Below are 18,946 nucleotides of genomic sequence, written 5' to 3'. Positions count from 1 at the left end.
CGGGAGCGGGAGCCCCAGGGCGTACGGGAGGCCGGGAAAGCGGGCGTGCGCCGGTTAGCGCCCGCGCTCCGCTCGCGACGCGAGCCCCCCGGAAGGAACCGAACACCCGCCGGAGACGTATTCATGAGCAGGGGGGACTGCGATCTGATCAAGATCGAGTGAAGGCCGGTGCGCACGACGCCTCCCGCCAGCGATACTTACCGGCGGGAGATGACCATGGGGGAGGTCGAACAGTGGCAGACCTGGCAAGCCCGCCGACCAGAACGACGCCACCGCCGGCACGCCGTACGGCGTTCGCCGAGGGTGTCGACACGGTCCGTGCCGCGGCGACGACCGAACCGGGGCGGCTGCGCATCATCGGCGCCCTTCTCGCACTCCTCGTCCTCGCCTTCGGCGCGGTGACGGCCTGGCAGACGGCCGACCGCCGGGCCGCCGCCGACGACGTGCTGCACAAGAGCCAGCCGCTCAGCTCGGCCGCCGCCGACATCTACCGCTCGCTGGCCGACGCCAACACGGCCGCCTCCAGCGGCTTCCTGGCGGGAGGCCAGGAGACGGCGGCGTCCCGGCAGCGATACGAGGAGGACATCGACAAGGCGGCCGCGGAACTCGTCACCGCGGCGAGCAACGCCGATCCCGGCTCCCCCTCCACCGAGTTCATCACCCGGCTGAACAAGCTGCTGCCCGAGTACAAGGGCCTGGTGGAGCGCGCGCGGACGTACAACCGGCAGGGCTTCCCGGTCGGCGGCGCCTATCTGCGCTACGCCAACGAGAAGATGCAGGAGGAGATGCTCCCGGCGGCGGAGGACCTCTACCAGCTGGAGAACCGGCGGCTGCGCGACGACTACGGCGACGCGACCCCCTACCCGTGGGCGGCGATCGCACTGGGCGTCGTCGCGCTGGCCGCCCTGGCCTGGGCACAGCACCGCAACTACCGCCGCACCAACCGGGTCCTGAACCACGGCCTGGTCGCCGCGTCGGCGGCCACCGCGGTCGTCCTGCTGTGGCTGACCGTCGGGCACACGGTGGCCCGCGCGGGCCTGAACTCCTCCTACGACGACGGCGTCCGCTCGCTGAACGTCCTGCACGACGCCCGGATCGCCTCCCTCAAGGCGCGCGGCAACGAGAACCTGACGCTGGTCTCGCGCGGCGCCGAGACGGCGAAGGTGACGGCCGACGGCGAGGAGATCACCCTCGACAAGTACGACCACGAGTTCACCACCGACATGGGCGCCCTCGACAAGGGCCTCAGCCTCGCGGCGAAGCTGGCCGACGACCGATCGGGCGAGAAGCCGGTGGCGACGGCCGAGAGCAACATGGCGGAGTGGAAGAAGCGCCACACCGCGGCCCGCGCCCAGGACGACAACGGCAACTACGAGCAGGCGCTCGCCCTGGTGATCGGCGGCAAGGACGCGACCGGCGCGTGCTTCGACGGCGTCGACAAGAACCTGGCGCTCGCGCTGGCGCACGAGCAGAGCGAGTTCCGGCAGGCCGCGGGCAACGGTCTGGACGCGATGACCGGCCTGTCCGTCGGGGCCGCCGTGCTCGCCGTGCTGGCCGCCGCGGGCGCGGTCCTCGGCATCGGGCGCAGACTGTCGGAGTACCGGTGATGAGGGGCGTGACGACGATGCGTGCGCGACGTGTACGGGCCCGGCTGCGGGGCTGGGGCGGCGTGGGGGCGATGGCGGCCGGCTGCGCCCTCGCGCTGGCGCTCGTGCTGATGCTGCCGTGGGCCCGCTCCGGCGGCGCCGCGGCCGCCGGCCGGACCGGCGGCAAGGTCGCCGAGGCGAGCCAGGCGGCGGACGCCGACTGCACGGCCCCCGAGAAGCAGACACTGGCCCCGTCGGCCGCGGACGGCCCGGCGATCGCCGCGATCAAGGCCCGGCAGGGCGAGAAGCGCAAGCTCGTCGTCGGCGTCGACCAGAACAGCTACCGCTGGGGCTACCGCGACCCCAACAACACCGGTGCGGCGCTGGAGGGCTTCGACATCGACCTGGTCCACCGCATCGCGCAGGACATACTCGGCGACCCGAACGCGGTCCAGTTCAAGGCCATCCCGACCAACCAGCGCGTCCCGGCCGTCCAGGAGGGCCGGGTGGACATGGTGGTGCGCACGATGACGATCTCGTGCAGCCGGCTCAAGGACGTGGCGTTCTCCGCGCCCTACTTCAAGACCGGCCAGCAGGTCCTCGCCCCCAAGTCCTCGAAGATCACCGGCTATGACGGCAGCCTGGTGAAGTCCAAGGTCTGCACGGCGGCCGGTTCCACGGCCAACACCAAGCTGGCCGACGACAGGAAGGCGGGCCGGCTCGGCGCCGGCGTCGACATCGCCACCACCGTCCCCAACCAACTCGACTGCCTGGTACGGCTCCAGCTCGGCGAGGTCGACGCCGTGGTCACCGACGGCGCGCTCGCGGCCAGCCAGGCCGCCCAGGACCCGACCGTGGAACTCAAGGGCGCCCCCTTCACGACCGAGTACTACGGCGTGGCGATGAAGAAGGACGCCGACGACCTGGTACGCCGGGTCAACCAGATCCTGGTGCAGTATCGCGCGAGCGGCTGGCAGACGTCGTACGACAGATGGCTGTCGGCGACACTGGGCGCCGACGCGGCGACGTCCAGGCCGCCCGCGCCGCAGTACCTGCGAACGGGCTGACGGGCCGCGGGAGCGCGGCGGGCGGCCGCCGACGGGCGGCCACCGGCGCCGGACGCCGGGCGGTCGGACCACCGAACGGACAACCACAGAGCGGGCACACACCGAGCGGGCAGACACCGAGCGGGCAACCGACACAGCAGCGAGAGGTGATCGATGGGCGTCACGGGACCCCCCGGGCCGGTGATGGACCGGGACGAGGTCGACCGTGCGCTGGCGCGGCTCGGCGCGGAGCACGAGGCGATCGAGACCTCGCTCCTCGCGCTCCAGGACCACGCGGGCCGCAGGCTCCTCGAAGGCGCCGACCTCACCGGCGTCACCAAGGAGCGCTGGGCGTCCGCGGAGGCGTCGATCACGCTGCTGTGGGCGTACTTCGACGCCTACTCCGACGCGCTGCGCAGCGCCCGCGAGATCCGCTCGCGCCGCCGCTGGTCCAGCCGCGAGGACCTGGTGGAACTGACGGAGCTGCTGCGCGGCGAGTCCGTCACGGTCGCCGGATCGGTCGCCGGATCACTGGCCGGACCCCCCGCGGAAACGGTCACCGGAGAGGTCACCGGACCGGCCGCGGGCGGCGACGACGCGCCGGCGCCGCGGATCACGGGCAGGCTCAGCCAGAGCTTCTCGCTCGCCACGCTCGTCGACCGCATGAACGAGCTGTACGCGACCTCGCTCGACATGGTGGTCACCGCCGACGCCGTCTGGTCGGCGCTGCCCGCGCGGATAGATTTACTGGCCGCCGAGCTCCAGCGCACCCGCCGGCTGGCGCACTCCGTCGGCGTCCGCCCGGGCGAGCACCCGGCGGGCGACGACCTGGAGCGCATCACCCGCACGCTGACGTCCCTGCGCGAGCAGGTCGTGTCCGACCCGCTGGCCTTCTGGGTGCGCGCGCAGCGCAGTTCCGCCCCCGGCGGCGGCCGCCCGGACACCACCGTGTACGACCGTGAGGCGCGCGCCCTGGAGGACGTGCGGCGGGAGATCGACGCCGTGCTGACGGTCCGCCAGGACGCGGAACAGCGGCTGGTGCGCCTGCGGGACGTCCTCGGCCGCGCCGACCGCACCCTCGCCGAGGCGCGCACCGCGCGCGGCGAGGTGCTGGCGAAGATCGCCGCCACCGAGGTGCCCGTCGTCAGCGGCCCGCCGACCGCGCTCCAGGAGCAGCTCGCGACGGCCGCCGAGTACCGGCGGCACGCCCAGTGGCACCGCCTGTCCCCGCTCCTGGAGTCCCTGGAGCAGAAGGCGGACGACGAACTGCTGCGTGCCCGCGAGTCGTTGAGCGCGGTCACCCAGCCGCTGGCGGTCCGCGCCGAGCTGCGCGGCCGTCTGGACGCGTACAAGGCGAAGGTCGCCCGGCACGGGCTCGCCGAGGACCCGTTCCTCATCGAGCGCTACGACGCGGCGCGCCGCATGCTGTGGAGCGCGCCCTGTGATCTGCGCGTCGCCGAACAGGCCGTCCTGCGCTACCAGCAGGCGGCCGCCGAACTGCTCACGGCGCCGCGCGTGCCGGAACAGGGCGGCCCTGAGGACCGTAGGGGGGAGCAGTAGCCATGAGTCAGGCAGGGCAGTCATGTCAGCGGCCGGGCTGCGAGGGGTCGTACGAGGATGTCGGCGACGGCGAGCTGTACTGCGACACCTGCGGTCTGGCCCCGGTCGTCTCGTCCCCCGGTCCCGCCTCCGGGGCGGGCCCGGTCGGATCGCTGCCGACCGGGGTGACCCGGGGTGGGAAGGACGGTTCGGGCAGCGCGAGTTCACGCTCCAGCGCCCGCAGCACCCGCACGTCGTCGCAGTCGTCGAAGTCGCGGCGCTCGGTGTCGGGGCGGCTGTCGCGCTCGCTGTCGGGCGCGTCGACGGGACGGTCGGTGTCGGTGCGCAGCTCCGGCTCGACGGCCGGCTCCTCGGGCCGGGCCCGGCTGGGCGTCGGCCTGGTCTCGGTGCCGCAGGTGCCGAAGCCCGACCCGCGCGCGATGGTGCAGGAGAACCCCGAGGTCCCGGAGCGCAAGCGGTTCTGCTCGCGCTCCGACTGCGGCGCTCCGGTGGGCCGTTCGCGCGGTGAGCGGGAGGGCCGCACCGAGGGCTTCTGCACCAAGTGCGGCCACCCGTACTCGTTCGTGCCGAAGCTGAAGGCCGGCGACATCGTGCACGGCCAGTACGAGGTGGTGGGCGCCCTCGCGCACGGCGGGCTCGGCTGGGTCTACCTGGCCATCGACCGCCCGGTGCACGACCGCTGGGTGGTGCTCAAGGGCCTGCTGGACACGGGTGACCAGGACGCGATGGCCGCGGCCATCTCGGAACGGCGCTTCCTGTCCGAGATCGAGCACGCCAACATCGTGCGGATCTACAACTTCGTCGAGCACCTCGACCAGCGCACCGGCTCCCTCGACGGCTACATCGTCATGGAGTACGTCGGCGGCAAGTCCCTCAAGGAGATCGCCAACGGCCGCCGCACGCCGGACGGCAAGCGGGACCCGCTCCCCGTCGAGCAGGCCTGCGCGTACGGCATCGAGGCACTCGAGGCGCTCGGCCATCTGCACAGCCGCAACCTGCTGTACTGCGACTTCAAGGTAGACAACGCGATCCAGACCGAGGACGAGCTCAAGCTGATCGACATGGGCGCGGTCCGACGGATGGACGACGACACGTCGGCCATCTACGGCACGATCGGCTACCAGGGCCCCGAGGTCGCCGAGGTCGGGCCGTCGGTCGCCTCCGACCTCTACACGGTGGGCCGCACCCTCGCCGTCCTCACCTTCGACTTCCAGGGCTACACGACCGTCTTCGCCGACTCCCTGCCCGACCCCGACACCATCGAGGTCTTCCGCCGGTACGAGTCGTTCTACCGGCTGCTCGTGCGCGCCACCGACCCCGATCCGGCGCGCCGGTTCGCCTCCGCGCAGGAGATGGCGGAGCAGCTGACCGGTGTGCTGCGCGAGGTCGTCTCGCTGCAGAGCGGCCGCGCGCGGCCCGCGCTGTCGACGCTGTTCGGGCCGGAACTCAAGGTCACGGACACGGAGTTGTTCCCCAAGCTGGACGGGGAGGTGTCCCGGCTCGGCGCCCGGACGGACGTCAACTCCGCCCGCCTGTTCGGCCGTTCCGGATCCGCCCGGCCGGCCCGGCCCGCTGCCGCGCCCGCCGGCGGCACGGGCGCGACGGTCATGCCGTCCGGCGCGCCGGGCGCCGCGCCCGGTCTGCCCGGCACGCCCGGCGCCGCACCGGCTCTCGCCTTCGCGGGCGGCGCGGGCGTCGTCCCCGCGGGCGGTCCGCTGCCGGGCGCGGGAAGTACGCAGGCGGGCGCGGGCGGCGGCCCGGTTCCGGCCGGCGGCGCCCCCGCGGTCGTCCCCGGCGGGCTGGTGCGGACCGTGCCCGCCCCCGCCGCCGCCCTCGCCCTGCCCGTCCCCCACGTCGACCCCACCGACCCCAACGCGGGTTTCCTCGCGGGTCTTTCCGCCTCCGCGCCGGCCGAGCTGATCACGGCGCTCGCCGCGGCGCCGGCGCCGTCGGTCGAGACCCGGCTGCGGCAGATCCGCGCCTGGCTGGAGAACGGCGACCACCGGGCCGCCCTCGCCCTGCTCGGCGAGCTGGAGGACGAACGCTCCGACGACTGGCGGGTGGTGTGGTACCGCGGTGTGGCCTCGCTGAACACCGGCGACCACGAGGGCGCGGCGCTGTCCTTCGACGCGATCTACGACGCCTTCCCGGGCGAGCCCGCGCCCAAGCTGGCGCTCGGCCTGTGCGCCGAGGTGCTGGGACAGCTCGACAACGCCGCCGAGTACTACCGCCTGGTCTGGTCGACCGACCCGAGCTATGTGAGCGCGGCGTTCGGCCTGGCGCGCGTGCAACTGGCCGCCGGGGACCGCGGCAGCGCCGTGCGGACGCTGGAGTCGGTGCCGGAGTCGTCCATCCACTACACGGCGGCGCGGGTCGCGGCCGTGCGGGCCCGGCTCCGGCAGCGGACGGCCCTCGCCTCCGACGTACCCTTTCTGGAGGACCTCGTCGCCGCCGCGGCGCAGGTGGAGGCGCTGGACGCGTACGGCCTCGACCCGACGCGGCGCGAGCAGTTGTCCGCCGAAGTCCTCGGGTGCGCCCTCGACTGGATACTCTCCGGTGGCCGGGACGCCGCGCCGGCCGCCCGGGCCCTGCTCGGCAGCGAACTGGACGAGCGGGGGCTGCGCTTCGGCCTGGAGCGCTCGTACCGCACGCTGGCCCGGCTGGCGACCGGCGGCGAGGAAAGGATCGACCTGGTGGAACGCGCCAATCGTTACCGCCCCCGGACGTGGGTGTAGTCAATGTCGCAGATGCCCCGGCAGGCCGCACTGCCGACGTGTCCGAGCTGCGCCGAGCCGGTCGACGCGGGTGACCGTTTCTGCGGCGCGTGCGGATACGACCTGTCCGCCGCGCCGTCGCGTCCGGACGACCACCCGACCCTCACGATGAACGGCTCCGCCCACCCGGCGTCCGCCCACCCCGCCCCCGTCCGTCCGGCCCCCGCGCAGCCCACCACGCACGGCACGGGGACGGCGGGGATCCTGGGGAACCCGGGAGCCGAAGCGCCGGGCGCGAACGGCACGGCCGTTCCCGTCGCCGGCGCGGGCGTTCCCGGCACGGGCGCCTCCGCCGGCGTGCCCGGGGCACCGCTCCCGCCGCCCGCCGCTCCGGCCGCGTCAGCCCCGGCGGCCCCGCCCGCGCCCGTCGCCGGGGTCCGGTTCGACCGGCCGTCGGAACCCGACGAGTACGCCCTCCAGGCGCCCGACCCCCGGGTGGCCGCCGAGGCCGCCGCGGTGGCCGAGACCGCGAAGGTGTGCGTGGCCTGCCGCGCGGGCCGGGTGGACGACGACGGGTACTGCGAGAACTGCGGACACGCCCAGCCGCGGGAACGCGACCACATGGAGGCCGAGTCGGGCCCGATCGCCGCCGTCAGCGACCGCGGGCTGCGCCACCACCGCAACGAGGACGCCTTCGGCCTCGGCTGCGCCACGCTGCCCGACGGCTCGCCCGCGCTCGTGGCGATCGTCTGCGACGGCGTCTCCTCCGCGACCCGGCCCGACGACGCCTCCCTGGCCGCCGCGAAGACGGCGAGCGAGTCCCTGCTGGCGGCCCTGCCGCAGGGAGCGCACCCCCAGCAGGCGATGCACGAGGCGATCGTCGCCGCCTCGCACGCGGTCAACGCGCTGGCCGACGAGCCGGCCACGGCCCGCGAGCAGGCCCCGCACCAGAACGCCCCCGCCTGCACCCTCGTCGGCTCGGTCGTCACCGCCGGTCTGCTGGTCGTGGGCTGGGTCGGCGACAGCCGCGCCTACTGGGTCCCCGGCGACCGCAGTTCGCCCCCCGCGCGACTGACCGAGGACGACTCGTGGGCGGCGCAGATGGTCGCCGCTGGCCTGATGAGCGAGGCGGAGGCCTACGCCGACGAGCGCGCCCACGCGATCACCGGCTGGCTCGGCGCCGACGCCTACGAACTGGAGCCGCACACCGCTTCCTTCAAGCCGGACCGGCCCGGCGTGGTCGTGGTGTGCACGGACGGCCTGTGGAACTACGCGGAGGCCGCCGAGGAGATGGCCGAGGTCCTCCCGCCGGACGCCGCGGCCCGGCCACTGCACAGCGCACGGGTACTGGTCGGCCACGCCCTCGACGGCGGGGGCCACGACAACGTAACAGTGGCCCTCGTGCCGTTCCCCGCCCCCGTTCAGGGGGCAGGATCGGCCTGAGACCGCAGGCGCCGCCGGCACGGGGACACATGGGGAAGCACGCACGGGCCGGTGGGGACCGGTCCGTGTCCGGACACCGCCCCGCGCACGCGGGGTTTTCCGAGGGGGATCTGAGCAGGCATGGCCAATTTCTCGAAGTCGAACGTGCCGCAGTTCTCGGTCGACGTCTACCAGAACGAGTACCTGCCGGAGGGCGGTCGCGAGGTCAGCGCGATCGTCACGGTCACCGCCACCGGCGGCGGCACGGTGGGCAGCGCGGTCGCCGCACCGCACCTGTACGCGCCGGGCCAGGGCCCGTCCGCCGCCGTTGCGCTCATGGTCGACTGCTCCGGCTCGATGGACTACCCGCCGACCAAGATGCGCAACGCCCGCGACGCCACCGCCGCCGCCGTCGACACCCTGCGCGACGGCGTGCACTTCGCGGTGATCGGCGGCACGCACGTCGCCAAGGAGGTCTACCCGGGCGGCGGCCGGCTCGCGGTCGCCGACGCGACCACCCGCGAGCAGGCCAAGCACGCCCTGCGCCGGCTGAGCGCGGGCGGCGGCACCGCGATCGGCACCTGGCTGCGGCTCGCCGACCGGCTGCTGTCCACCGCCGACGTCGCCATCCGGCACGGCATCCTGCTCACCGACGGCCGCAACGAGCACGAGTCGCCGCAGGACCTCAAGGCCGCCCTCGACTCCTGCGCCGGACGGTTCACCTGTGACGCCCGCGGCGTGGGCACCGACTGGGAAGTGAAAGAAGTCACAGGGATAGCCTCCGCGCTGCTCGGCACCGCCGACATCGTCGCGGACCCGTCCGGACTCGCCGCCGACTTCACGCAGATGATGGAGACGGCGATGGGCAAGGAGGTCGCGGACGTCGCCCTGCGGCTGTGGACCCCGGTCGGCACCACCGTCAAGTTCGTCAAGCAAGTCGCGCCGACCGTCGAGGAACTGACCGGCCGCCGCACCGAGGCGGGCCCGCGCGCGGGCGACTACCCCACCGGTTCCTGGGGCGACGAGTCCCGTGACTACCACGTGTGCGTCGAGGTCCCGGCGGCGAACGTGGGCCAGGAGATGCTGGCCGCACGGGTCTCGCTGGTGATCCCGCAGCCGGACGGCGCCGTCCACAACCTGGGGGCGCAGGGACTGGTGCGGGCCGTGTGGACCGACGACATGGCCGCCTCCACGTCGATCAACCCCCAGGTCGCCCACTACACGGGCCAGGCCGAACTGGCCCGGGTCATCCAGCAGGGCCTGGATCTGCGCAAAGCGGGCGATATGGATGGAGCGACGGCCAAACTGGGCCGGGCCGTGCAGCTCGCGAGCGTCTCGGGGAACGCGGATACTGCGAAACTGCTTGCGAAGGTGGTGGACGTGGTCGACGCGACGACAGGTACTGTGCGACTGAAGGCCAAGGTCGCGGACGCCGACGAGATGACGCTCGAGACCAGGTCCACGAAGACTGTTCGTGTGAAGAAGTGACCTGAACGGGCCGCGGGACACCGCCGGCCCTCCGGGACACCGAAGGAGAGAGGGGGACGCGCCGACATGCCGACCTGCCCGAACGGACACCAGTCGGGTTCCGACGACTGGTGCGAGGTCTGCGGTCACCGCATGGCCGGTGCCGTGCCCCCGCCCCCTCCCCCGCCGCCCCCGCCCGGCGGCGGCTACGGCTTCCCGCCGCCCCCGCCCGGCCAGGGCGGTCAGGGCCGGCCCGGCGGACCCCAGCCGTCCTCCGGACCCCGGCACGAGCCCGAGCTCTGCCCGCAGTGCCGCACGCCCCGCGAGGGCGGTGCGCCGTTCTGCGAGGAGTGCCGCTGGAACTTCCTGACCAACACGGCGACCTCGTACACCCCGGCCGCACCGCGTCCGCCGGCCTCCGGCCCCGGCGCGGGCCCGGCGGGCCCGGGCCACGGTGGTCCGGGCTCCGGCGGCCAGGGTCCCGGGGGTCAGGGCGGACGGTTCCAGCCGCCCCCTCCGTCCTTCGGGGGCAGCGACTCCTTCGACTACCAGGGCTCCCGTCCGTCCCAGGTGAACCGTCCCGCCGAGCCGATCCCGCCGTTCGGCGGCGAGCCCTCTGGGCCGGGCGGCCCCGGTGGGCACGGCGGCCAGGGCGGCCCGGCCGGCGGTCCGCCGCCGTTCGGACGCGAGCCCTCCGGACCCGGCGGCACCGCCGGCGGTCCTCCGCCGGGGGCGTACGGCCGCGAGCCCTCCGGCCCCGGCGGCCGTCCTCCCGGCCCGTCCGGCGACCCCTTCTCCCGCGAGCCCTCCGGCCCGCCCTCGGACCCGTACCGGCGTGAGCAGCCCGGTCAGCCCTCCGACCCCTTCCGGCGCGAGCCCGGCGGCCCCGGGGGCGACCCCTTCTCCCGTGAACCCTCCGGCCCCGGCGGCCGTCCTCCGGGCCAGGGCGGCCCCGGCGGCCCCGGTCCCGGCCAGGGGGGTCCGTCCGGCTTCGGCGGCGACCCCTCGCGGCCGCTTCCCCCGCCGCCCGGCCCCACCGCCGGCGGCGGCTTCCCCGGCCAGGGCGGCCCTGGTGGTCCGGGTGGGCAGAACGCTCCCGGCGGACCGGGTGGTCCCGGCGGCCAGGGCGGTTTCGGACAGGGCGGCGGTCCCGGCGGCCAGGGCGTTCCGCAGGCGTTCCAGCCTCCCGGGCAGCCCGGCCGGCCCGGTCCGTCCGGTCCGTCGGCCCCGTCCGGGTTCCCCCAGGAGACCGGCCGTCAGCAGCCCGGCGGCGCGCCCTTCGGCGGCGGTGACGACGACTGGGTGCTGTCCCCGCCGTCGAACACCGGTCCCGGTCAGGGCGACCCCCGCAACCCCGGCCCGCCCCAGGGCGGCGGTGGCTACGGCTACCCGCAGCCGGGCGCCACGCAGGCTCCGCCCGGACCGTCGTACCAGCAGCAGCCGGCGACCTGGACGGCCACGATCGGCCCGGACCGCGCGTACTTCATGGCGATGATGCACCGCTCCGGCCCCGAGGCCGCCGGGCTGAACCTGCCCGCGTACTCGCCCGAGCAGCAGCGCACGCTCACCGGCAACCAGATCACCATCGGCCGCCGCCGCCACTCCACCGGCGAGACCCCCGACATAGACCTGTCGGTGCCTCCGGAGGACCCGGGCGTCTCGCATCAGCACGCGGTGCTGGTGCAGCAGCCGGACGGCAGCTGGGCCGTCGTCGACCAGAACTCGACGAACGGCACCACGGTGAACGGCTCGGAAGAACCGATCCAGCCGTTCGTCCCGGTGCCCCTCCAGGACGGCGACCAGGTGCACGTGGGCGCCTGGACGACGATCACCGTCCGCCGCGGCTGACCGGGACACCGTCCGGACTCTTACGGGCGGACGGCGGAGTACGGGGGCATCGGGGACACGGGCATCGCCCGCACCCCGCGCCCCTGCGCCCCGCGCCCTCGCCTTCCCCTACGTCCGCACCGGGGCGGGGTCCGACGGTCCCGGCAGGGGCCATGCGTACGGCCCCTCCGGTGCGTCCAGCCAGGCCCACGCGTGTCCGTCGCCGACCGTGACGCCGTAGCGCTCCCGCCCCGGCATCCCCTCGCGCTCCCAGAGGGCGTACGCCTCCTGCGGGTCGAGGACGCCACGGGTGAGGGCCACCAGGAAGCGGAACAGGTCGTTCTCCCTCGCCCGGTGCGGGACGCCCGCGAACGGCACGGGTTCGGGCTCGGGCCGGTCCGCGCCGCGCAACGGCACGAAGAAGGCGGGGGTGCGCAGGAAGCGTCCCTCCGCGTGTGCGGCGTCCCGCACGGTCAGCGCGATCAGCCCGGTGGCCAGCGGCGCCAGGACGAGCGCGCCGGGCGGGCACTGGGCGAGCCAGGGGGACGGGATCGACGTCAGCGTGCAGGTCGCGACGATCCGGTCGAAGGGGGCGCGCTCGGGAACCCCGCGCGCCCCGTCGCCGGTGACGACGGTGGGCCGGTATCCGGCGTCGGCGAGATGTCTGCGCGCGGACTCCGTGATCTCCGGATCCAGGTCGATCGTGGTGACGTTCGCGTCGCCGAGCCGGTACGACAGGAGCGCGGCGTTGTAGCCGGTGCCCGCGCCGATCTCCAGGACCCGCGCCCCGTCCCCGACCCGCAGTTCGGCCAGCATCAGCGCCATCAGGGAGGGCTGGCTGCTGGAGGAGACCAGCACGCCGTCACGCAGCCGGGTGGCCAGCGGGGCGTCCTCGTAGGCGCCGCGCAGCCAGCGCTCCCTGCCGCGCGGGTCGGCGCTCTCGCACCAGCGCCGCTCGTAGCCGCCGGCGCCGCTGACGTAGTAGTAGGGCACGAAGAGGTGGCGCGGAACGGTCGCGAAGGCCTCCCGCCACCGCGGGTCGACGGCGAAGGCGCCACTGGCGTCGATCTCGCGCACCAGCGCGGCCCGCTCCGCGGCGGCGAGATCCGCGAGCCGCCCGCCGAGTCCGTGCTCACCCATGCCTCCCATGCCTCCACTGTGCGGGGCGGCACGCTCCGAGGCGAACCCGCGGGCAAGGGCTGACGGCGGCGGCCGGTCTCCACTCCCCCGGTCCCGGAGCCTCTTGTCCTCGGTCCTAAGCCTTGCGTCCTCGGTCTCGGCGTCTGAGACCATGGGAGGCGTGAAAGAGATTCGGCGCGGCACGCTTCAGGAGCAGACCTTCTACGAGCAGGTCGGCGGGGAGGAGACCTTCCGCCGGCTGGTCCACCGCTTCTACCAGGGAGTCGCCGGCGACCCGATCCTGCGGCCCCTGTACCCGGAGGAGGACCTGGGCCCGGCCGAGGAGCGCTTCGCGCTGTTCCTCATGCAGTACTGGGGCGGTCCGACGACGTACAGCGAGCGCCGCGGCCACCCGCGGCTGCGCATGCGGCACGCGCCCTTCGTCGTGGACCGGGCCGCGCACGACGCCTGGCTGAAGCACATGCGCGAGGCGGTCGACGAGCTCGGCCTGTCCGAGGAGCACGAGCACACGCTGTGGAACTACCTGACGTACGCGGCCGCGTCGATGGTGAACACCCCGGAGTAGCCCCGATCGCAATCGAGCGGGGCCACGACGCCGAGGGCCCCGGCATGATCGAGGCCGCCGGATCCCGGTGACCGCAACGACGAAGACGGGCACCCGGGAGGTGGGCGCCCGTGAGCTGGTCGACGACGTCAGTGGACGCTGATGTCGAGCGTTCCCAGCCCGCCCGACCGCTGCCGGACGGCGATCGACCCGTACGGTGTGCGCAGCCGCAGCCAGGTGCCGAGGGACAGCAGCGCGACGTCCTCGGAGCGCGTCGAGGGCCGCAGGAAGCCCAGCGACTGGGCCGCGTGCACGGCCCGCACGGGAAGGCCGGTGTCGCCTACCGTCCGGGACCAGATCTCCCGCCCGATGCGGTCGAGTTCGGTCCGCGTGCGCAGGTCGGCGGTCAACTCCTCGGTACGGGAGCGGAATTCGGTGACGGCTGCGCCGACCGTGGCGCGCAGCGCGTCCGGCGAGGGCAGGCCGGGCCCAGGCCGCCAGCCGCCGCGCGGCGGCAGCACCCCGGCCCACGGCGGCCCGGTGACGGCGGCGGGGACGGCGGCCGTGGCGGCGCTCTCGTCGACGGCCTCCAGCAGCTCGCCGGCCGACACGGTCACGTCCAGCGTGACGTCCAGGCCGTTCTCGTACGGCTTGGCCAGCCGGACCGCGCGGACGGCGAGCACCTCGAACGAGGGGGGCCGTCCGAAGACGGCGAGCGCGGTGCCGGCCGCCTGGAGCCGCACGGCCGCGCCACGGTCGTAGTGGAGCAGCCGGGAGAGGAAGGCCGCGAGGTCCGCCGCCTCCCCCTCGTCGGCGAGGTGGAGCACCGTCATGCGGCGACGGCCTCCTTGCCGGCCTTCTGGTCGTCGTCGTCCCGGTACTCCGAGAGGAACTCGCGCTCCTCGTCGGTGAGCCGGCGCGGACGCTCGGCCTCGAAGTCGAACGGCACGACCACCGTCGAGGCCCGGACGTAGACGTGGTCGCCGTCCTTCACCTCGTAGGCGATGGTGAAGGAGGCGGCCCTGATCTGCGTGATCCACAGCTCGATGTCCACCGGCGTGTGCCGGTGGACGAGCTGCCGCTTGTAGTCGATCTCGTGGCGCGCCACCACGGACCCCTGCTTGAAGTCCTTCTCCGGGCGGAACAGGAAGTCGATACGGGCTTCCTCCAGATAGCGGAGGAAGACCACGTTGTTGACGTGGCCGTACGCGTCCATGTCCGCCCAGCGCAGCGGGCAGCGGTAGATGTGCCGCAAGATCGATCAGCCCCGGGTCAGCTTCTTGTAGGTGGCGCGGTGCGGACGCGCGGCGTCGGCGCCCAGCCGCTCGATCTTGTTCTTCTCGTACGACTCGAAGTTGCCTTCGAACCAGAACCACTTGGAGTCACCCTCGTAGGCGAGGATGTGCGTGGCGACCCGGTCGAGGAACCACCGGTCGTGGGAGACGACCACGGCCGCACCCGGGAACTCCAGCAGCGCGTTCTCCAGGGACGACAGGGTCTCGACGTCGAGGTCGTTCGTCGGCTCGTCGAGGAGGAGCAGGTTGCCGCCCTGCTTGAGGGTGAGCGCCAGGTTGAGGCGGTTGCGCTCACCGCCGGAGAGGACGCCGGCCGGCTTCTGCTGGTCCGGGCCCTTGAACCCGAACGCCGAGACGTACGCGCGCGAGGGCATCTCGACCTGTCCGACGTTGATGTAGTCCAGCTCGTCGGAGACGACGGCCCACAGCGTCTTCTTGGGGTCGATGTTGGCGCGGCTCTGGTCGACGTACGAGATCTTGACGGTCTCGCCGACCTTGATGGAACCGGAGTCCGGCTCCTCCAGCCCCTGGATCATCTTGAACAGGGTGGTCTTGCCGGCGCCGTTCGGGCCGATGACCCCGACGATGCCGTTGCGCGGGAGCGTGAAGGAGAGGTCGTCGATGAGGACCTTCTCGCCGAACGCCTTGGAGAGGTTGTTGACCTCGACGACGATGGAGCCCAGCCGCGGGCCCGGCGGGATCTGGATCTCCTCGAAGTCCAGCTTGCGCATCTTGTCCGCCTCGGCCGCCATCTCCTCGTACCGGGCGAGACGCGCCTTGGACTTGGCCTGACGCCCCTTGGCGTTGGACCGCACCCACTCCAGCTCTTCCTTGAGCCGCTTGGCGCGCTTGGCGTCCTTCTGCCCCTCGACCTTGAGACGCGTGGCCTTCGTGTCGAGGTAGGTGGAGTAGTTGCCCTCGTAGGGGTGGGCGCGACCGCGGTCGAGCTCCAGGATCCACTCGGCGACGTTGTCGAGGAAGTACCGGTCGTGGGTGACGGCGACGACGGTGCCGGGGTACTTGGCGAGGTGCTGCTCCAGCCACTGCACGGACTCGGCGTCCAGGTGGTTGGTGGGCTCGTCGAGCAGCAGCAGGTCGGGGGCCTCCAGCAGCAGCTTGCAGAGCGCGACGCGACGGCGCTCACCGCCGGAGAGGTTGGTGACGGGCCAGTCGCCGGGCGGGCAGCCCAGGGCGTCCATGGCCTGCTCCAGCTGGGTGTCCAGGTCCCACGCGTTGGCGTGGTCCAGGTCCTCCTGCAGCCTGCCCATCTCGTCGAGCAGCGCGTCCGAGTAGTCGGTCGCCATCAGCTCGGCGACCTCGTTGAAGCGCTTGAGCTTGCCCATGATCTCGGCGGCGCCGTCCTGCACGTTCTCCAGAACGGTCTTGGACTCGTCGAGCGGCGGCTCCTGCAACAGCATGCCGACGCTGTAGCCGGGCGACAGGAACGCGTCACCGTTGGAAGGCTGCTCGAGCCCCGCCATGATCTTCAGAACGGTGGACTTACCGGCACCGTTCGGCCCGACCACACCGATCTTCGCGCCGGGCAGGAAGCTCAGCGTTACGTCGTCAAGGATGACCTTGTCGCCGTGTGCCTTGCGCGTCTTGCGCATGGTGTAGATGTACTCAGCCAAGAGAAACCGTCCGGCAGCTTGAAATCAGGCAGTGGGCAGATACACCCCATCTTGCCTGACCGCCACCCCCGGGCGGAAACCCGATTGACGGGGCGCGGCTGACCTGGGGGTTTCACCGGCGCGACGAGATCGCAGGTCGAGGTCGGCCGACTTCGGCCGACGGCCGCCGGCCCGACGGCAGAGGTCGGATCGGACGTGAGGTCGCGGCCGGTCGAGTCGGTCGAGGGGTGTGGCCGGAGTCGGTTCGGTCGTCCGGCCGGGTTCGGCGTGCCGTCGTGGGGTCCGCCGCGGGTCAGTCGTGGGGCTGGGTTTCCTTGCGGCCGATCAGGATCAGGGCCGCGCCGCCGATGATCACCAGGCCGATGGCGGTGCCCGCGATGAGAGGGGTGGCGGCGCCGCCGCCCGTCGCGGCCAGGTCGACGCCCTTGTCCGTGGAGGCGCCGCCGATCGTGGCGGGGCTGGGCTCGCTGAGGGTCTGGGTGGTCAGGCCCGCGGTGTCGTCGGCCCGGGTTCTGCAGTCCAGGACGCCGGTGAAGCGGTAGCCGACGCCCTGCGGGTCGTCGATCGTGAAGTCGTAGGCCTGGTCCTCCTGGAGCGGGATCGTCTCGGTGCGGGACGCGCCGGCCGGGACGGCGTGGCCGACGCCCATCAGCTCGTAGACGAAGGCCGCGTCACCTCGGTTGACGGCGGTGAGGTCCAAGCCGCCCTTCACACAGTTCTTCGCCGCGGACAGCGCCGGGAGGGCGCCCTGCGGCGCCCAGGCGGCGCCGGCCGTCGCCGACACCGTCGACTCGCTGGAGCCGGCCAGGATCTGGGTCTGGCTGCGGCTCTCCGAGGTGAACGCGCGGCCCACGGGGACGGTCGTCGAGGCCTGCACGGTCAGCGCGGCCGAGCCGGGGACCGCGTCGGCGGGCACGTCGAAGAACAACTGGCTGCCGTCCGTCGCGGACGTGACCACCTTGCCGTCCTTGCCGACGATCCGCACCCCGCTGGTGGCGGCGTCCGGCGGAGGCGAGACCGTCACGGCGGTCGCTCCGGTGTGCACGGTCACCGGGCCGAGCAGTTCGCCGGGCCGGCCGGAGACGGCGGGCGCGTCGAGGGTGAGGGAGCCGGCGGGCTCCGCCACCGGGCGGGCCGCCTTCTGGAGGTAGTCCGCGAGCCGCTCGGCCCGCGGCCCGACGGCGTCGACGTCGGCGCCGTCCGAGTAACGCCAGATGGCCACCTGGGTGCCCGCGGCGGCGTCCTGCTCGGTCAGACCGCCGTCGATGCCGGCCTTGCGGGCGAGCGAGGCGAGATCGTTCACCTGGGGGTAGGAGTTCTGCAGGATCCAGCGGATGCGCCCCGCGTTCCTGTTGGCGGCGAGCGACGTGCCGCTCCACGGCGTCTCGTGGTATCTCGCGTCCCGCTGCGTGGGGTTGTAGAGGTCGACGCAGTAGGTCTGAAGGGTTCCGCCACCCTCGACGGACATCTCGAACAGACCGGCCGACACCTCGCGGTCTGCGCCGTCGGCGTGGATCACGGCCGCGCCGTAGGTCTTGAGGCCGCCTATCGTCGCGGTGGCCCCGCCCTGACTCTGCGTCATCTCGGCGGCCGTCGCCGTGTCCGCACCGGCGACGACGCCCACCGCGACGAAGCCGGACACCAGCGTCGCCACGGCGAGGCGCACCATGCCTCGTCCGCGCGAGAACCGCGCAGAGAACGAAGAAATCACACAATTCCCCTTCGAGCAGGACCCGTTGACGTGGGGGGCACGGTCCCACCTGCAGAATCTGAAGCTCCATGAGCCACGTCCGGCATCCTAGAGACGTGGCGCACCACGCTTGCCGGTGATCTCATCGGATCGGCGATCCGACTCGGAATCGTTATCCCCAAGATCGCCGGCCGGCCGGGCTTATCGACAAATACACTCCACGACCCGAAGTCCGTTCGCCGATAAGCCGCGACTCGGTCGGCGTCCGAGCCCGGGCCGCCCTGACGCTGCGTCACCGTCCCGTTCCCTCGCGCAGCGGTCCGTCCCGCGTCGCGCCGCGTCGCCCCGCATCCCGGCTCACGTTGCCGCGGCCACCCCCGCGGCCACCGGCTCGCGCCGCCGCCGGGACTGCGGCTTCCGCTCCGGGGAACCCGCGGGGTCCGCGGGCTCCGCGGGGCTCACAAGATTCCCGGTACTCGTGGGACTTCCGGTACTCGTGGGACTCCCGGGACTCGTGGCCGGCGTCTCCCAGTCCGGCTCGGGCCGTGACGGCGTGCCGGCGGCGGCCTGATCGGGGCGGCCCGACCTCCGGAACGCCGACGTGCCGCGGGCGAGGTCATGACCGATCGCCACCGCGTCGATGTCCGCCGACGTCCAGCCCTGCTGTCCCTCGCGCGACTCCGTGCGCACCTTCAGCCTGCCCTGCACGACGACCGGGTCGCCGACGTTGAGCGAGGCCATCGCGTTCGAGGCCAGCTGCCGGTTGGACCACACCGTGAAGAAGTTGGTGTGCCCGTCGGTCCAGGCGCTCTTCTCCCGGTCCCAGTAGCGCGAGGTCACCGCCAGCCGGAACCTCAACGACGCGCCCGACGCCAGCTCCCTGAACACCGGCTGCGTCGCCACGTTGCCCACCGCGCAGACCATCGTCTCGTTCATTCGAACCCCTCCCTCACCGGGCGATCGCGCACCCGGACGGGCCCACGGGCCTCTCCCGTACGGCCGAGTACGCAGCGGCGGTCGCGCA

Annotated in this window: 14 protein-coding genes; 8 read left to right on the top strand and 6 right to left on the bottom strand. The window is 73.4% G+C overall.

Annotated features, from left to right (window positions below; genetic code table 11):
- Positions 1-233: 233 nt before the first annotated feature.
- The 7 genes from ACGFSH_RS01640 to ACGFSH_RS01610 all read left to right on the top strand — a co-directional run bounded on the left by ACGFSH_RS01640 (position 234) and on the right by ACGFSH_RS01610 (position 11,643).
- A complete protein-coding gene (locus ACGFSH_RS01640) occupies positions 234-1,607 on the top strand; it encodes a hypothetical protein (RefSeq protein WP_393343881.1) in 1,374 nt (457 codons plus the stop codon).
- A gap of 17 nt (positions 1,608-1,624) precedes the next feature.
- The gene (locus ACGFSH_RS01635) at positions 1,625-2,653 is read left to right on the top strand and encodes a glutamate ABC transporter substrate-binding protein (protein ID WP_393343879.1); all 1,029 of its coding nucleotides are present in this window, start codon (positions 1,625-1,627) and stop codon (positions 2,651-2,653) included.
- Positions 2,654-2,806: 153 nt separating this feature from the next.
- Positions 2,807-4,192, top strand: coding sequence for a hypothetical protein (locus ACGFSH_RS01630; RefSeq protein ID WP_393343877.1), 1,386 nt, complete (start codon positions 2,807-2,809; stop codon positions 4,190-4,192).
- Positions 4,193-4,194: 2 nt separating this feature from the next.
- Positions 4,195-6,927, top strand: coding sequence for a tetratricopeptide repeat protein (locus tag ACGFSH_RS01625; protein ID WP_393343875.1), 2,733 nt, complete (start codon positions 4,195-4,197; stop codon positions 6,925-6,927).
- Between the two features lie 3 nt (positions 6,928-6,930).
- The gene (locus ACGFSH_RS01620; protein WP_393343873.1) at positions 6,931-8,349 is read left to right on the top strand and encodes a PP2C family serine/threonine-protein phosphatase; all 1,419 of its coding nucleotides are present in this window, start codon (positions 6,931-6,933) and stop codon (positions 8,347-8,349) included.
- A gap of 120 nt (positions 8,350-8,469) precedes the next feature.
- Positions 8,470-9,816 (top strand): VWA domain-containing protein, encoded by a 1,347-nt coding sequence (locus tag ACGFSH_RS01615; RefSeq protein ID WP_393343871.1) that lies wholly within the window; start codon positions 8,470-8,472, stop codon positions 9,814-9,816.
- Between the two features lie 66 nt (positions 9,817-9,882).
- Positions 9,883-11,643 (top strand): FHA domain-containing protein, encoded by a 1,761-nt coding sequence (locus tag ACGFSH_RS01610; RefSeq protein WP_393343869.1) that lies wholly within the window; start codon positions 9,883-9,885, stop codon positions 11,641-11,643.
- Between the two features lie 108 nt (positions 11,644-11,751).
- On the opposite strand, the gene ACGFSH_RS01605 is transcribed toward ACGFSH_RS01610, so the two are convergent.
- On the bottom strand, positions 11,752-12,762 hold the full coding sequence (locus ACGFSH_RS01605; protein WP_393343867.1) for a methyltransferase domain-containing protein: 1,011 nt from the start codon (positions 12,760-12,762) through the stop codon (positions 11,752-11,754).
- 151 nt (positions 12,763-12,913) lie between these two features.
- Between ACGFSH_RS01605 and ACGFSH_RS01600 the strand changes: the two genes are divergently transcribed.
- Entirely contained in the window at positions 12,914-13,327 is a 414-nt protein-coding gene (locus ACGFSH_RS01600; RefSeq protein WP_393343865.1) for a globin, read from the top strand.
- A 128-nt stretch (positions 13,328-13,455) separates the two neighbouring features.
- On the opposite strand, the gene ACGFSH_RS01595 is transcribed toward ACGFSH_RS01600, so the two are convergent.
- The 5 genes from ACGFSH_RS01595 to ACGFSH_RS01575 form a co-directional block, all read right to left on the bottom strand.
- Positions 13,456-14,139 (bottom strand): hypothetical protein, encoded by a 684-nt coding sequence (locus ACGFSH_RS01595; protein ID WP_393343863.1) that lies wholly within the window; start codon positions 14,137-14,139, stop codon positions 13,456-13,458.
- A complete protein-coding gene (locus tag ACGFSH_RS01590; protein WP_393343861.1) occupies positions 14,136-14,561 on the bottom strand; it encodes an acyl-CoA thioesterase in 426 nt (141 codons plus the stop codon). Before ACGFSH_RS01590 ends, ACGFSH_RS01595 begins: the two co-directional genes overlap by 4 nt.
- Positions 14,562-14,567: 6 nt before the next feature.
- Entirely contained in the window at positions 14,568-16,232 is a 1,665-nt protein-coding gene (ettA, locus tag ACGFSH_RS01585; protein WP_393343859.1) for an energy-dependent translational throttle protein EttA, read from the bottom strand.
- A gap of 292 nt (positions 16,233-16,524) precedes the next feature.
- Positions 16,525-17,901, bottom strand: a complete 1,377-nt coding sequence (locus tag ACGFSH_RS01580; protein ID WP_393343857.1) for a TQXA domain-containing protein — start codon at positions 17,899-17,901, stop codon at positions 16,525-16,527.
- A gap of 378 nt (positions 17,902-18,279) precedes the next feature.
- A complete protein-coding gene (locus ACGFSH_RS01575) occupies positions 18,280-18,858 on the bottom strand; it encodes a single-stranded DNA-binding protein (RefSeq protein WP_393343855.1) in 579 nt (192 codons plus the stop codon).
- Positions 18,859-18,946 lie beyond the last annotated feature (88 nt).

The organism is Streptomyces sp. NPDC048481 (genome assembly GCF_043200075.1).
Taxonomy (GTDB): domain Bacteria; phylum Actinomycetota; class Actinomycetes; order Streptomycetales; family Streptomycetaceae; genus Streptomyces.
This window is presented reverse-complemented; position numbering and strand designations above follow the sequence as displayed.

Excerpts from the sequence above, each read along its gene's own strand:
- ACGFSH_RS01595 (WP_393343863.1), bottom strand. The coding sequence starts at position 14,139 with ATGACGGTGCTCCACCTCGCCGACGAGGGGGAGGCGGCGGACCTCGCG.
- ACGFSH_RS01575 (WP_393343855.1), bottom strand. The coding sequence starts at position 18,858 with ATGAACGAGACGATGGTCTGCGCGGTGGGCAACGTGGCGACGCAGCCG.
- ACGFSH_RS01625 (WP_393343875.1), top strand. The coding sequence starts at position 4,195 with ATGAGTCAGGCAGGGCAGTCATGTCAGCGGCCGGGCTGCGAGGGGTCG.
- ACGFSH_RS01605 (WP_393343867.1), bottom strand. The coding sequence starts at position 12,762 with ATGGGTGAGCACGGACTCGGCGGGCGGCTCGCGGATCTCGCCGCCGCG.
- ACGFSH_RS01600 (WP_393343865.1), top strand. The coding sequence starts at position 12,914 with ATGGGAGGCGTGAAAGAGATTCGGCGCGGCACGCTTCAGGAGCAGACC.
- ACGFSH_RS01630 (WP_393343877.1), top strand. The coding sequence starts at position 2,807 with ATGGGCGTCACGGGACCCCCCGGGCCGGTGATGGACCGGGACGAGGTC.
- ACGFSH_RS01615 (WP_393343871.1), top strand. The coding sequence starts at position 8,470 with ATGGCCAATTTCTCGAAGTCGAACGTGCCGCAGTTCTCGGTCGACGTC.
- ACGFSH_RS01580 (WP_393343857.1), bottom strand. The coding sequence starts at position 17,901 with ATGGTGCGCCTCGCCGTGGCGACGCTGGTGTCCGGCTTCGTCGCGGTG.
- ACGFSH_RS01610 (WP_393343869.1), top strand. The coding sequence starts at position 9,883 with ATGCCGACCTGCCCGAACGGACACCAGTCGGGTTCCGACGACTGGTGC.
- ACGFSH_RS01620 (WP_393343873.1), top strand. The coding sequence starts at position 6,931 with ATGTCGCAGATGCCCCGGCAGGCCGCACTGCCGACGTGTCCGAGCTGC.
- ACGFSH_RS01635 (WP_393343879.1), top strand. The coding sequence starts at position 1,625 with ATGCGTGCGCGACGTGTACGGGCCCGGCTGCGGGGCTGGGGCGGCGTG.